Source organism: Maribacter spongiicola (genome assembly GCF_052119685.1).
Lineage (GTDB): Bacteria > Bacteroidota > Bacteroidia > Flavobacteriales > Flavobacteriaceae > Maribacter > Maribacter spongiicola_A.
The window spans coordinates 499,158-511,519 of sequence record NZ_JBGQOO010000001.1; the positions used below are offsets into that span (position 1 = coordinate 499,158).

Annotated in this window: 10 protein-coding genes; 8 read left to right on the forward strand and 2 right to left on the reverse strand. The window is 34.2% G+C overall.

The window, feature by feature from the left end:
• Positions 1 to 449: 449 nt before the first annotated feature.
• Both ACEN2N_RS02145 and ACEN2N_RS02150 read left to right on the forward strand, forming a co-directional pair.
• Complete coding sequence (locus ACEN2N_RS02145) at positions 450 to 4,235, forward strand: PAS domain-containing protein (protein WP_441822773.1); 3,786 nt, start codon at positions 450 to 452, stop codon at positions 4,233 to 4,235.
• Positions 4,236 to 4,242: 7 nt separating this feature from the next.
• Positions 4,243 to 4,656 (forward strand): response regulator, encoded by a 414-nt coding sequence (locus tag ACEN2N_RS02150; protein WP_423997873.1) that lies wholly within the window; start codon positions 4,243 to 4,245, stop codon positions 4,654 to 4,656.
• A 26-nt stretch (positions 4,657 to 4,682) separates the two neighbouring features.
• On the opposite strand, the gene ACEN2N_RS02155 is transcribed toward ACEN2N_RS02150, so the two are convergent.
• On the reverse strand, positions 4,683 to 5,036 hold the full coding sequence (locus tag ACEN2N_RS02155) for a rhodanese-like domain-containing protein (protein WP_441822774.1): 354 nt from the start codon (positions 5,034 to 5,036) through the stop codon (positions 4,683 to 4,685).
• A 72-nt stretch (positions 5,037 to 5,108) separates the two neighbouring features.
• Here ACEN2N_RS02155 and ACEN2N_RS02160 point away from each other — a divergent pair, with 72 nt between their 5' ends.
• Together ACEN2N_RS02160 and ACEN2N_RS02165 are read left to right on the forward strand one after the other, a co-directional pair.
• Positions 5,109 to 5,663: a sigma-70 family RNA polymerase sigma factor gene (locus ACEN2N_RS02160; protein ID WP_441822775.1), complete on the forward strand. Its 555-nt coding sequence runs from the start codon at positions 5,109 to 5,111 to the stop codon at positions 5,661 to 5,663.
• Between the two features lie 2 nt (positions 5,664 to 5,665).
• The gene (locus ACEN2N_RS02165; protein ID WP_423997867.1) at positions 5,666 to 5,896 is read left to right on the forward strand and encodes a hypothetical protein; all 231 of its coding nucleotides are present in this window, start codon (positions 5,666 to 5,668) and stop codon (positions 5,894 to 5,896) included.
• Here ACEN2N_RS02165 and ACEN2N_RS02170 read toward each other — a convergent pair.
• Positions 5,883 to 6,716 (reverse strand): hypothetical protein, encoded by an 834-nt coding sequence (locus ACEN2N_RS02170; protein ID WP_441822776.1) that lies wholly within the window; start codon positions 6,714 to 6,716, stop codon positions 5,883 to 5,885. The genes ACEN2N_RS02165 and ACEN2N_RS02170 overlap by 14 nt on opposite strands.
• A gap of 130 nt (positions 6,717 to 6,846) precedes the next feature.
• On the opposite strand from ACEN2N_RS02170, the gene gcvP reads away from it, so the two are divergent.
• The 4 genes from gcvP (at position 6,847) to ACEN2N_RS02190 (ending at position 12,314) form a co-directional block, all read left to right on the forward strand.
• Positions 6,847 to 9,699 (forward strand): aminomethyl-transferring glycine dehydrogenase, encoded by a 2,853-nt coding sequence (gene gcvP / locus ACEN2N_RS02175; protein WP_441822777.1) that lies wholly within the window; start codon positions 6,847 to 6,849, stop codon positions 9,697 to 9,699.
• Between the two features lie 162 nt (positions 9,700 to 9,861).
• Entirely contained in the window at positions 9,862 to 10,920 is a 1,059-nt protein-coding gene (locus tag ACEN2N_RS02180; protein WP_441822778.1) for a 3-oxoacyl-ACP synthase III family protein, read from the forward strand.
• A gap of 2 nt (positions 10,921 to 10,922) precedes the next feature.
• The gene (locus ACEN2N_RS02185; RefSeq protein WP_441822779.1) at positions 10,923 to 11,444 is read left to right on the forward strand and encodes a methyltransferase; all 522 of its coding nucleotides are present in this window, start codon (positions 10,923 to 10,925) and stop codon (positions 11,442 to 11,444) included.
• A 15-nt stretch (positions 11,445 to 11,459) separates the two neighbouring features.
• Positions 11,460 to 12,314, forward strand: a complete 855-nt coding sequence (locus ACEN2N_RS02190) for a glycosyltransferase (protein ID WP_441822780.1) — start codon at positions 11,460 to 11,462, stop codon at positions 12,312 to 12,314.
• Positions 12,315 to 12,362 lie beyond the last annotated feature (48 nt).

A 12,362-nucleotide genomic window follows, 5' to 3' on the forward strand; every position in this document is an offset into this window, starting at 1 on the left:
ACACAAGAAGACACTTTAATTTAAATGCAATATTTGATTCTTAAATAACCTTATACCACTTATAATTTTAACCTCTATTTTATCTGCATATTTTTCTTCTTTTACTTAAAATATTCGCTACATATTCCTGTTTTCTTTTTAAATATTCAAATCCTTATCACAAATAAAATTCCGCTGTATTATATGTGGCTAATAAATATCAACTACAAGTAATTAAAAAAATTTGAACCCAAACCTAAACGGTATTATGTTTACTAGCCTGTTAAATGCTGCGATTAGTTACAATAGTTGCCAATATGAAAAGAGAATTACTTTTCAAGAAAGCTACGAACCTTCTACAAATCAATTATTTATTAATTATATTGTAGCTAATTAGCCACAATACAGCTTTACAATCAAAACCTCCCCCGTTTTGTTTTCACATGTTAATTAGTAAACTCTTGAATGAAATGAGTAAAGAGAACACTCTTCTTCAAATAGACCAAGTTGATGGAGCCATCAATAGCAATACTGATATAGGCATATTCAAATTTGAAGTAGATTCTAACAAAGTGACTTGGAACGATGCCTTGAAAGAAATTCATCAAGTACCAAAAACATTCATACCCAATGCAGATAATATCTACGGAAATCTCAAAGAAGGTATTGTAAAAGAAAACCTTATTAAGGCGCACACTCAGGCTTTATTAAACGGAGTTTCATTTGAACTAGAATATGAAGTGTTGACCAGAAAAGGAACTTCTCGTTTTCTACGCTTAGCAACATATGCTATTAAAAATGGTGATAAATGCACAAGCTTACATGGTTTTATTACCGACATTACGCATACTAAAGTAAAAAACACTGAGAGTCATTTTTTAAAAAAACAATTGGAGTATGCTGAGAAATTAGCAAATTCTGGCTCTTGGAAATGGGATATAAATTTAGACAGGCTGACCTGGTCAGATAATTTTTACCATATTCTAAAACGCAATAAAGAAAGTCCTTTATCATTCGATATATTTTTAGAATATGTTCATGAAGAGGATAAAGAAAAAATAGCTACAAAATTTGACCTAGCCTTAAAAAGAAAGCATTTTCCTGATTCAAATTATCGCATTGTTTTAAAAGATGGCACGATTAAAAACATGAAATCTATTGGCGAGGTTATAACCGATACGTATGGCGAGGTCATAACAATAATGGGCACCTGCCAAGATATTACAGAAAGCAAAAAGAGAGATCAACAGCTTATTCAAAAAAATCAACAATTAGAATTAACTGAAAACAGTAGCGAAGCAGGTACATGGCAATTAAATACAAAAACAGGTGCGTTTAAATGGTCAGACAATCTTTACAAGATAACAGATTTTGAATATGGTGAACCCATAAGTTTCGAAATTCTTTACGCTAGAATACACCCAGAAGACAAATTACATGTTGATGAGGCTTTGAAATGTGTACAAAAAAATGGCATAAAGCAAACCTTCACACACCGACTTATTACAAGAAAAGGCAATATTAGAACACTAGAGATAACTGCAGATCAGGTGTCAAATAAAATTAGTAATGAGAGAGAACTAATAGGTACGGCACGCGATATATCTTACAGAATAAAAATCGAACAAGAATTAATAGAAAAAAACCAACTGCTTAATTTTACCGAGCATCTTACAACTATCAGGTACTGGAGATATAAACCCGAAACGAATGATATTTTTTGGTCAGAAAACCTTTTTCAAATGTTCGACCAACCAAAAACCGACAAATTATCTTTTAGTACTTATTTCAATAAAATTCACTCAGATGACAAAGCATTTGTAAAAGAAAAAATAGACCAATCTATTATTGACCACAAATTCTATGATTTTACCCATAGAATTATTCATCGCGATAACTCTGTAAGAATTATTCAAATTATCGGTAAGGTAACGATAAACGCAAATGATGGTTCGCAAGAATTACTGGGAACATGCCTCGATATTACAGAAAATGAATCGAGAGAGTTTGACCTTATCAAAAAAAATCAACAGCTAAACTTTGCAGAAAAAATGGCCATGATTGGGTACTGGCAATGGGACACACCTACAAACAAAGTGTATTGGTCAGATAATTTACACGCTATATATGGTCATGACAAAAATGCCGACTTAACCTTTGAAACTTACATTAGCTATGTACATAATGACGATAGAGAAAGAGTAGTTTCTAGTCTAGAAAACGCCATGTTAACTGGTAAATTCCCTGAATCAACCTATAAAATTCAATTAAACGATGGTAGTGTAAAAACTATTAAAACTGTAGGCCAAATAGTTCGAAATAACCAAGGTGAAGTTTTAAAAATGTCTGGCACTTGCCAAGATATAACTGAGGTAAAAAGAAAAGAATTAGAATTATTACAAAAGAATGATCAATTTAATTTTGCCGAAAAAATAGCGAATATTGGTTCTTGGCAGTGGAACCCACAAACTGAAGAAATTAAATGGTCAGATAACCATTACAGAATTTATGGTTTTGAAATGGGCTGTTCATTACATATAGAAGCCATACTTTCTCGTATTCACCCAGAAGATATTGATGCCGTACAAGAATTAAAAAATCAAATTTTTATTGATAAGAAGTTTGACAAAATACAATTCCGTATACCATTCGATGACGGAATCATCAAAACAGTAGAGGTTATAGGTGAAGCTATTACCGATCAAGAAGGTAATATTATTGTATTTAAAGGCACAAGTCAAGACATTACCAGCCGGGTAAAAGCAGAACAACTAATTAAAGAAAAAAATCAATTACTATCTTTTACCGAAGAAATGGCACTAATGGGGTCTTGGCAATGGAACCCCAACACAGGCGTATCTAATTGGTCAGACAATCTGTACAAGATTTATGACATAGAACAAGGCTTCCCTATAGATATGGATTTATTTTTATCAAGAGTACATCCAGATGATTCTCATAGAATAAAAAAAGAAATAGAAGCCATAGTCAAAGCTAAAACCAACAAATCTATACTGTCATTCCGAATTGTTTTAACAAATGGAAACATTCGTTCTATAGAGCTTTTATCAGAAGTCATAATAGACCGACAAGGAAATATATTAGAAATGATAGGTACCGCACAAGACGTTACAGATCGCATTAGAAGAGAACAAGATTTAATAGAAAAAAACCAACTTTTAAATTTTGCCGAGCAACTATCCAGTCTTGGTCATTGGAAATGGGATATTGTGAACGACAAAATGGAAATGTCCTCAAACTTATTGAAAATTTTAGATTTCGACGAGGATACTCCCTCCGATTTTAAAACTTATTTAGATAGGGTACACCCCGATGACAGAGACAAGGTCATTTCTGAAAGTGAAAAAATTCTTGACACGAAAAACTTTGATAAATTTCAACACAGAATAATTAGAGACAACGGTGACATAAGAACTATCGAAATTATTGGCGCCGTAATACTAAATAAAACCGGTGATGTTGTTGAGCTTATTGGATCAAGTCAAGATATTACTGAACAGGTCGAAGCTCAGCAAAAAATCATAAACTCAAATAAAAATTTAGAAGAATCAACAATCATTTTGACCTCTAAAAATAAACAATTAGCAGAATTTAATCATATTACATCTCATAATTTAAGGTCTCCTGTTAGTAATTTAAATGCTTTGCTAGGTTTATTTAAAAATTCAGAGAGCGAAAGTAAAAAAGTAGAAATTTTTACAAAATTTGAAATTGTAATAAATCATTTAACAGAGACACTAAATACTTTGATCGAAACCATAACTATTAAACACAACGCTGGCGAGATTAAAGAAAACCTCTATTTCGAACAAACTTTAAACAAAACAAAAGAGATTCTAGCTGCCGAAATAATGAATACAGGTGCCATTATAAAATTTGATTTTTCTAAAATGAAAAACGTAATGTATAACCCCATATATTTGGAAAGTATATTTCTAAATCTAATTAGTAATTCTATAAAATATAAAGCACCCGATAGAGCACCCGAAATTTTAATAATTTCTGATGTGGTAAATGGAAAAACTACTTTAGAGTTTAAGGATAACGGATTAGGTATCGATATGGAAAATTACGGAGATAAATTATTCGGACTTAATAAAATATTTCATAAACACCCCGATGCAAAAGGGGTTGGTTTATTTTTAACCAAAGCACAAATAGTTGCAATGAACGGCTCAATTTCGGCGAAAAGTGAAGTTAATGTAGGTACCACATTTTTCATCACCTTAAATTAATAAATAGATGGACAAAAGTATTAATGTTTGCATAATAGATGATGATGAAGTGTTTCAATACACGATACTTCATACATTAGAGGCACATAAATCTGTCGGTAATATAATGCCATTTACAGATGGTGCCGAAGCAATGACTTTTTTTAATGAAAATTTAGACAATCTTGACAAATTACCAGATGTAATTTTTCTTGATGTAAATATGCCGGTAATGGACGGGTATAGATTTATGGATGAATACACTAAAATAATACCCGAAGTTGTTAAGAAAATAACCATTTACATCTTATCATCTTCAGTGGATCTAGTAGATTTTGAAAAGACGAAAAATATAAAAGAGGTTTCAGATTATATTATTAAACCTATACGAGAACCTCAATTGACAAAAATTCTAGCTGAATTGGTAATGAATAATAATTAATAGTGGGAACAAAATGCTATTCTAAATTATTTTTTAGTCGAATATGCATCATACCCACCTTCTAAATCCACTACATTTTTAAATCCGAGTTCGAGCAATCTTGCTTGAGACTTTAGGCTTCTACCTCCTTTTTTACAATAGACATAAATCTTTTTGGCTTTATCTAGTGTTGCGACTTGTTGGTTGAACTCGTTTGACAGCCAATTCATATTTAAAGCGCCATTAATACAGCCTGCAGCAAATTCTTCTGGTGTTCTTACATCAAGTAATATTTCTTTTGTTTCATCGAAGCCTTCAAATTCAACAATTGGTTGCGATTCTATTTGCGCCAAAGCAAAATGTGAGCTAAGTATCAAAACAAAAAAAAGTATATTCTTCATGACATAAGTGTTTACATTCAAAAGTAATCATAATACACAAAATTAAATTACTTTTGAAGACCAGATTATAAAATGGAAACAAACAGCCTAAATCCTGATAAATGGGTGGATCTCTATGCAGACTACCTCTTCAATTACGCCGTAACAAGAGTAAGTGATGTAGAAATCGCAAAAGATCTTGTTCAAGATACTTTTATAGCGGGATTAAAATCTGCAAAAAATTTCAAAGGCGATGCGGCAGAACGCACTTGGTTAATAGCGATATTAAAACGCAAAGTTATTGATCACTACCGAAAAATAAATTCAAAAAAAGGCAAGACAGAGGTTCGCATGAGTTACAGTTCGCAAACCGACGCTGAAGGTGATTGGATTGAAGAACGTATTGCCGATCCGAATAGTAATTTTGAAAATGACGCGCTTGAAAATGAAGAATTAGGTCTTGCTATTCAAAATTGCATATCAAAATTACCTAAAAAGCAAGCACAGGTTTTTACCATGAAAACTATCGAAGGCATGGAAACTGAAGATATTTGTAATGCATTAGGTATTAATGCGTCTAACCTCTGGGTAATGATACATCGAGCAAGAACAGGCTTAATGGGTTGTTTAAATCAAAATTGGTTTTAGTTATGATGATTTCATGTGAAAAAGCGGCGAATATATGCGACAAAGCGCAATACAAAGAAGCTTCGGGTTGGGAAAAAATGAAATTAAAGTTTCACTTACTTATCTGTAAAACCTGTGCAAAGCACAGCAAAGACAATACGAAGTTAACATCACTTTGCAATCAAGCAAGACTTGCTGTTTTGTCTGATGAGGAAAAGAAAAAAATGAAAGAAACTTTTTCTAAAGCAAAATAATATACTTTTTACTTACTATAAAAAGCAACCACCAAAGCAAAGGAATTGCCTCTACCCAAAAAGATGAAAAATATTTCTTTTGGTTTAATTCCGTCTTATAAATCAGTAGTAATAAAACTAAGAACAGAATTGTTTTCACTAAAATATGAGTACAATCCAAATCTGTTTTCAGAAAGGTGATTAAGTAGAATAGAATTGTCCACCCGTACCCAATCATTTTCGCTCCTTTTACCCCTACTCGTTGTGGTAATGTTTTCAATGCGGCATTATCATATTTCAGATCTCGTATTTCGAAAGGCACCAATAGTATCAGTACAAAAAGAAAACGTTGAAAAGTTTCTACCTTCACATTCCAAGAGATAGTATCTAATTGAGATATTGCCGGTAAAATTACCGTTGTACCTGCCCAAACTGCGGCAACAATTAATATTTTCAATCCGCTAAAGCTTCTAAAATTCTTATTCTTCGGCAAAACAGGTAACGCATACAATCCGGTTATAGCTGCTAAAATCAATAATCCGACAAATACTCTTTCAGACAGAAAAAACAACTGATAACCTGCAACAAGAAGACATCCAAAACTAAAAAATTGTATATTTTTTTGATAGGAATTGGCTACAAGAATATATTTCTCGGCCTCAACTCCGAATTTTACAAAATTATAACAGCTTATTGAGCCGAAAAAAATAAAAAAATAAAGCTCAAGAGGCACACTTATGTTTAAGGTAAGTGCAGTTACATGTACCAAACTAAAGATACCCAAGGCAACGTGAATACTGGCATCGAGGTAAAAATCAAATATCTTATTGATTAGACTCATTAAACAAAAGTAGCTAAAGTGTTTATAACCTTTTGTTTTGGTTAAAAACTTTAAACAGTTGAGAAAGTTACAACGCTAATTTAAACACATAAAAGTGGTAATTTTACACATTATATAACAATTAGTATCTATGAAGACTGACGTGTTTGCTCTGCGCCATATCGGCATTAGGGAAGAAGATTTAAATACCATGTTCAACACTGTCGGTGTTGAAAATTTGGAACAACTAATTAGTGAGACCATACCGGATCATATTCGCCTAAAGCAGCCTTTGAAATTAGATGCGCCTATGAGTGAGCATAAATTTCTTGCACACACCGAGGCTTTATCTAAAAAGAATAAAGTTTTTAGAACCTATATTGGTTTAGGTTATCATGAAAGTTTGACCCCTTCGGTAATTAAAAGAAATATTCTTGAAAATCCGGGGTGGTATACCGCCTATACTCCGTATCAAGCAGAAATAGCACAAGGCAGACTAGAAGCACTATTAAATTTCCAAACCATAGTTGCTGATTTAACAGGTATGGAATTGGCCAATGCTTCGCTACTTGATGAAAGTACAGCAGCAGCCGAGGCAATGACGATGCTTTTTGATGTAAGAAGCCGAGATCAAAAAAAGAACGATGTTGTAAAATTCTTTGTGTCAGAAGAAATATTACCACAAACATTATCCCTTTTAAAAACCCGTTCTATTCCATTAGGTATAGAGTTGGTAATTGGCAATCATGAAGAGTTTGACTTTAGTACTGATTTTTACGGTATTTTATTACAATACCCGGGCAAATATGGACAAGTATACGACTACTCTAATTTTGTCGCTAAAGCAAAAGAAAATGATATTAAAGTTGCGGTAGCCGCTGATATCATGAGTTTGGTTTTATTGACCCCACCGGGCGATTTCGGTGTAGATGTAGTTGTTGGTACTACCCAACGTTTTGGTATTCCGTTGGGTTATGGTGGTCCGCATGCGGCTTTCTTTGCCACTAAAGATGAATATAAAAGAAGTATACCTGGTAGAATAATCGGCCTTACAAAAGACACCGATGGCAAACCTGCATTACGTATGGCATTGCAGACCAGAGAACAACATATTAAAAGAGACAAGGCAACCTCTAACATTTGTACAGCTCAAGTTTTATTGGCTGTAATGGCAGGTATGTATGGCGTATACCACGGTCCAAAAGGTCTTACCTATATCGCAACTAAAATTCATGCCACGGCCGTTACTTTGGCAGATGCTCTTGAAAATTTAGGGTTATACCAACTAAATACTGCCTATTTCGATACTATAACGGTAAAAGCAGATTCAGGTAAAGTACGCCCAATTGCAGAAGCGAATGAAGTTAATTTCTACTATGTAGATAATGAAACTATTTCAATAGCTATCAACGAAGCTACTTCATTAGAAGACTTAAATCAGATTATTTCAATTTTCGCCGAAGCACTTGGCAAAACTGCATCTGAGGTTAGCAGTTTATTGAACTCAACTTCAATACCTGAAAATAATAAGCGTACTAGTGCTTTCATGGAAAATAAGGTATTTAACTCTTACCATTCAGAGACAGAGTTAATGCGTTATATTAAAAAGTTGGAGCGTAAAGATTTAGCTTTAAACCACAGCATGATTTCTTTAGGTAGCTGTACTATGAAATTAAATGCCGCAAGTGAAATGTTGCCATTAAGCTCATCGAACTGGGGAAATATTCATCCATTTGTACCAGTTGAACAAGCAGAAGGCTATCAAATTATTTTACGCGAATTGGCAAAAGACCTTTCAATCATTACAGGTTTTGCAGATACCTCGTTACAACCAAATTCTGGAGCGCAAGGTGAATATGCAGGGTTAATGGTTATTAGAGCATACCATGAATCTAGAGGTGAATCTCATAGAAACATATGCTTAATTCCTTCATCTGCACACGGTACCAACCCAGCATCAGCTGTAATGGCAGGTATGAAAGTTGTAGTAACCAAGACAGATGAAAAAGGAAATATCGATGTTGCAGATCTTGAAGAGAAAGCAATATTACATTCAAAGAACTTAGCTGCATTGATGATCACATACCCATCTACACATGGCGTATTCGAATCATCGATAAAGCAGATTACAAAATTAATTCATGATCACGGTGGTCAGGTTTATATGGATGGTGCAAACATGAACGCACAAGTTGGCTTAACGAACCCTGCTACTATTGGTGCAGACGTTTGTCACCTAAATTTACATAAAACATTCGCTATACCACATGGAGGTGGCGGTCCAGGTGTTGGACCCATATGCGTTGCACCACAACTAGTACCATTTCTACCTAGCAATCCAGTAATAAAAACCGGAGGCAAAGATGCTATAACCGCTATTTCAGGAGCACCATGGGGGAGCTCGTTGGTATGCCTTATCTCTTACGGATATATTAAAATGTTGGGTGAATATGGCTTAACACATTCTACAAAAATTGCCATACTGAACGCTAATTATATTAAGCATAAACTTGAAGGTAAGTTCGATGTTTTATATACAGGTGAAAAAGGTAGAGCAGCCCATGAAATGATTTTAGACTGTAGACCATTTAAACAAAATGGTATTGAGGTGACCGATATTGCCAAACGACTGATGGACTATGGTTTTCACGCACCAACAGTATCTTTTCCTGTTGCAGGAACGGTAATGATAGAACCTACTGAAAGTGAAAACTTAGCAGAATTAGATAGATTCTGTGAAGCTATGGTATCTATTCGTGCAGAGATAGATGAATCTAATGCCGATGAGCCGAATAATGTACTTAAGAATGCACCGCATACTTTAGAAATGGCTACGACAGATAATTGGCAATTTCCATACTCTAGACAGAAAGCAACCTTTCCACTTCCTTACATTGCTGAAAACAAATTTTGGCCATCGGTACGTAGAGTTGACGATGCTTATGGAGACCGTAATTTAATTTGCACATGTGCACCAATTGAGGCATATATGGAAGCTGAATAAACGCTCTAAACCTATACTAGTAAGCCTTTTCGAGAAATCGAAGAGGCTTTTTTAATTAAGCTCACTTTTAACAATCTTCATTGAGCATCGTAAATTTTACTATGCATGCATATTATATTTTAACAATTTGCTTAAATTTCGGTTACAATTCAATTATTTAAAATGAGCATATCAATTACGGGAACAGGAAGCTATATACCTGAATTAAAAGTTTCCAATGACGATTTCAATAATCATAATTTTCTAAATTTAGACGGTACTACTTTAAAACACAATAATGAAGTCATTATTGAAAAGTTCAAAGCTATTACCGGTATAGAAGAAAGACGATATGCTCCCCAAAAATACACCACATCTAACTTGGCTTTTTTTGCTGCAGAAAAGGCAATTGAAAATGCTAACATAGACAAAGAAACATTAGACTATATAATTGTTGCCCATAATTTTGGAGACTTAAAAGATGGGTATATTCAAGGCGATACCCTTCCTAGTTTAGCTACTAGAGTAAAACACCAATTACAGATTAAGAATCCGAAATGTGTTGCTTACGATTTAATCTTTGGCTGCCCAGGTTGGCTAGAAGGTATGATACAAGCTAATGCTTTTATTAAGAGTGGTATTGCAAAAAGATGCTTGGTCATTGGTGCTGAAACCCTATCAAGAATAGTAGATGATTTCGACCGCGATTCTATGATATATTCTGATGGCGCAGGTGCTGCGGTAGTGGAAAAATCTGATGATGGTGGCGAAATAATAGCACACGAGTCTGCTACTTACGCAAATGATGAAGCTAATTTTCTGTTTTTCGGAGAAACCTATGACAAGGACGATGACAAAAAGAAATTCTACATTAAAATGCATGGAAGAAAAATCTATGAATTTGCCGTGACTAATGTACCTGCAGCGATGGCATCATGTCTAGACAATAGCGGTATTAGCATTGACGAAGTGAAAAAAATATTTATTCACCAAGCCAATGAGAAAATGGATGAGGCAATCGTAAAACGCTTCTACAAAATTTACGGTAAAGAAATGCCAGAAGGTGTTATGCCAATGAGTATTGCAAAGCTAGGCAATAGCTCTGTTGCGACCATACCCACGTTATACGACCTTGTAAAAAACGGGAAATTAGAAAATCAGGAAATTAAAAAGGGAGATGTTGTTATCTTTGCTAGTGTTGGCGCCGGAATGAACGTCAATGCAATGGTATACAGAATCTAAACATGTACGAAAACAGCTTTCCAAACAAACGATATAAGCATACACTTCATTTTTTACGCAAACATATCACCACCGACGAATCTATTTTAGATTTAGGTGTAGAAAATCCGTTTACCAAAATCATGCTAGAAGATGGTTATTCGGTAACGAATACCCAAGGTGAAGATTTAGATATCGATTATAGCACGGTAACGAATACCAATGCAGATGTTATTACTGCTTTCGAGATATTTGAACATCTTTTAGCTCCGCTGAATTTACTTTCAAATACCAAGGCTACTAAGTTAGTTGCTAGCATACCTCTAAAATTGTGGTTTTCCCCTGCCTACAGAAGTAAAACCGATAAATGGGATAGACATTACCATGAGTTTGAAGATTGGCAATTCGATTGGTTATTGGAGAAAGCCGGTTGGAAAATTCAAGATTCTCAGAAATGGGCACATCCTGTTAAAAAAATAGGATTTAGACCTTTTCTACGATTGTTCACTCCAAGGTATTATATTGTTTACGCAACCAGAAAATAAGAGACTATAATTCATATGAATTACTACATAGTTATTCCTATACACAATGAAGAGGCTTTTTTGAAAAGCACCTTAGACTCTATTTTACTTCAGACATTATCCGCAAAAAAGGTTATTCTAGTTAATGATAATTCGACGGATCGCACAGAAAACATCATAGATGAATACTGTACTATGAGTAGCCTTTTTCAAAAGGTGAACACTACTTCGTCTACACAGCATATGCCTGGCAGTAAAGTCATCAACGCATTTAACAAGGGACTTGAATTGTTAGACGATAACTATGATTTTATTGTAAAATTAGATGCCGATATTATTTTACCATCGAATTACTTTGATGTTATTAGTCGGCACTTCGAAAAAAATAAACATCTAGGTATTTGTGGCGGATTCATTTACGAACAGAATAACGCCAAAGAATGGATTTTAAATCACCCGATGGATAAAAACCATGTTAGAGGTGCCATCAAAGCCTATTCTAAAGCTTGTTTTAAAGCGATAGGAGGATTGAAGAACGCAATGGGATGGGATACAGTAGATGAGCTCTTAGCTCAATTTTACGGATACTCATTACAATCAGACGCAACACTTAAAGTAAAACATTTAAGACCTACGGGAAAAGCCTATAATGCCGAAGCAAAGAAGTTACAAGGTAAAGCAATGTATACCATGCGCTACGGATTTTTAATTACCTGTATTGCCTCGTTAAAGATGGCAATCAAAAACAGATCCATAAATTCATTTTGGAACAATATCATGGGGTATATACAAGCCGCCCAAAATAACTCTGCTTATCTCGTAACAGAATTAGAAGGTAAGTTCATAAGAAACCTTCGTTGGACAAATATTAAGAGAAAAATCAAAGCATAAAAAAAGCCATCTAATAGATGGCTTTTCTCTTATAGTATTAGTTCTCTA

Bases quoted from the DNA above. Each gene is read 5' to 3' on its own strand.
- ACEN2N_RS02145 (WP_441822773.1), top strand. From the start codon at position 450: ATGAGTAAAGAGAACACTCTTCTTCAAATAGACCAAGTTGATGGAGCC.
- ACEN2N_RS02150 (WP_423997873.1), top strand. From the start codon at position 4,243: ATGGACAAAAGTATTAATGTTTGCATAATAGATGATGATGAAGTGTTT.
- ACEN2N_RS02155 (WP_441822774.1), bottom strand. From the start codon at position 5,036: ATGAAGAATATACTTTTTTTTGTTTTGATACTTAGCTCACATTTTGCT.
- ACEN2N_RS02160 (WP_441822775.1), top strand. From the start codon at position 5,109: ATGGAAACAAACAGCCTAAATCCTGATAAATGGGTGGATCTCTATGCA.
- ACEN2N_RS02165 (WP_423997867.1), top strand. From the start codon at position 5,666: ATGATGATTTCATGTGAAAAAGCGGCGAATATATGCGACAAAGCGCAA.
- ACEN2N_RS02170 (WP_441822776.1), bottom strand. From the start codon at position 6,716: ATGAGTCTAATCAATAAGATATTTGATTTTTACCTCGATGCCAGTATT.
- gcvP (WP_441822777.1), top strand. From the start codon at position 6,847: ATGAAGACTGACGTGTTTGCTCTGCGCCATATCGGCATTAGGGAAGAA.
- ACEN2N_RS02180 (WP_441822778.1), top strand. From the start codon at position 9,862: ATGAGCATATCAATTACGGGAACAGGAAGCTATATACCTGAATTAAAA.
- ACEN2N_RS02185 (WP_441822779.1), top strand. From the start codon at position 10,923: ATGTACGAAAACAGCTTTCCAAACAAACGATATAAGCATACACTTCAT.
- ACEN2N_RS02190 (WP_441822780.1), top strand. From the start codon at position 11,460: ATGAATTACTACATAGTTATTCCTATACACAATGAAGAGGCTTTTTTG.